Origin of the sequence: Bacillus sp. JJ1474, assembly GCF_036965225.1 — a bacterium.
Classification (GTDB): Bacteria; Bacillota; Bacilli; order Bacillales; family Cytobacillaceae; genus Cytobacillus.
Window position 1 is genome coordinate 1 of the sequence record NZ_JBALPC010000005.1, and the last position, 1468, is coordinate 1468.

Sequence of the window (1468 nt, forward strand, 5' to 3'; positions counted from 1 at the left end):
ATATTATGTTACAAACACCTGACTATGGGGAACTAAGTGATGTTTCTTTTGAAGTAAAAGTAATTCTTAATGACAAGATGAACTATGAAAATGTTAAAGGGATCTATAGATACTTAGAAAACGAATTACGCATCAAACATATTGGGGAAAGATTTTCATTCTTGTATTCAGATGAAGAATACGATAAAGCTTCACACTTCGTCTTGTACTCGACTGGAAATTCTGGTGGAGCTTTCTTAAAAGATAAAGGAACTCAATTTAAAAATAATATATTTTGTGACGCATGTGGATTAATACTTCAAAATCAAGTTTCCCCTTTAACTATAGATACATCAAAGATTAAAGACAGATATATGGTAAATGTGGGTGCATTTTGGGTCGTTTCAGAGAAAATGGCAGAACTAATGAATAATTGGGGAATAACAGGATATGAATTAAAACCGGTAATACATAAAGGAACAGTAAAGGGCAAACAACCGGCTTACCAAATTATCCCGACTAACACTCTTCCTTCTTGGAGTAATGAAATGAAACATTATTACTTTGCGACTGAAGAACAAGAGCAGTGTAAGGATTGTGGAATTAGAGGAAGAATAGATGGTCCTTATATCTATATCCAAAAAGATTTAATCGATGCTGCTAAGGATATCTACCTTCCACAAGAATGGACGCATAATGGCAAGTATGTATACCGTAAAACTTTATTTAGTAAGAAATTTCGAGACTTAATAATTGAGAATAAAATTTCAAGGGATATAAGGAAAATGAGTGATTTTAAATATGGTTCTCAGGATTGGGTCTTTAAGCCGATCTTATTGATTTAAATATTTAAATTGAGTTATTCAATTAAAGGGCCATATTGTTGAATAACACTTAATAGTAAACTGGATACTTAAATTAAAATGAATGAAGATTGTTAACGCATGTACTTAATCTATAGGGCAGGATTGCTGAAGATGGATGGAAGTCAAAAAATAGAAGGGAGGCTTTTAATATCTTAAAATATCCACTTACGGTATTATTGATAATAACTCTGGTCGGTTGTAAGCAAAATGGAAATCCGAAGCCTTCTGATTATCTGAAAAGCGATGGTGCAGATATATTTATGCTTGATGGCTACGTTTATTCAAATGTAAAAAATATAGATTGGGTAAAAGATACAGAGTATATATTAGGAAAACAAGTAGGAGAAATTAGAAAACAGACAAATAAATCGTTTGGATTTAATGATTGTGCAGTTAATGTACTACCTGTTGGCACAAAAATTCACGAGACAAACTCTCCAATTGTTGTTGCAGTTGTCAATGGAGAAGAAATTCCATATTTAAAAATGATTGAAGGATAGCTTATATAGGGAAGCCTTCTTCTCTTCATGAAAAGGGCCATTTAATGGAATAAGACTATAAACAAAACTAGATATTTATGTGAGATTGTGAAGAAATCTAAAGGAGCAGTTGTGCGGCCGAGC

At 32.4% G+C, this 1468-nt stretch carries 2 protein-coding genes; both read left to right on the forward strand.

Annotation, left to right across the window (positions count from 1 at the left end; all coding sequences use genetic code 11):
- Positions 1-824, forward strand: an 824-nt coding sequence (locus tag V7164_RS00795; protein WP_335353201.1) for a hypothetical protein, incomplete at its 5' end; no start/stop codon positions are given.
- A 281-nt stretch (positions 825-1105) separates the two neighbouring features.
- Positions 1106-1345: a hypothetical protein gene (locus V7164_RS00800; RefSeq protein WP_335353202.1), complete on the forward strand. Its 240-nt coding sequence runs from the start codon at positions 1106-1108 to the stop codon at positions 1343-1345.
- The last annotated feature ends 123 nt before the right edge of the window (positions 1346-1468 follow it).

Coding starts and splice junctions, on each gene's coding strand:
- V7164_RS00800 (WP_335353202.1), top strand. CDS start 1,106: ATGCTTGATGGCTACGTTTATTCAAATGTAAAAAATATAGATTGGGTA.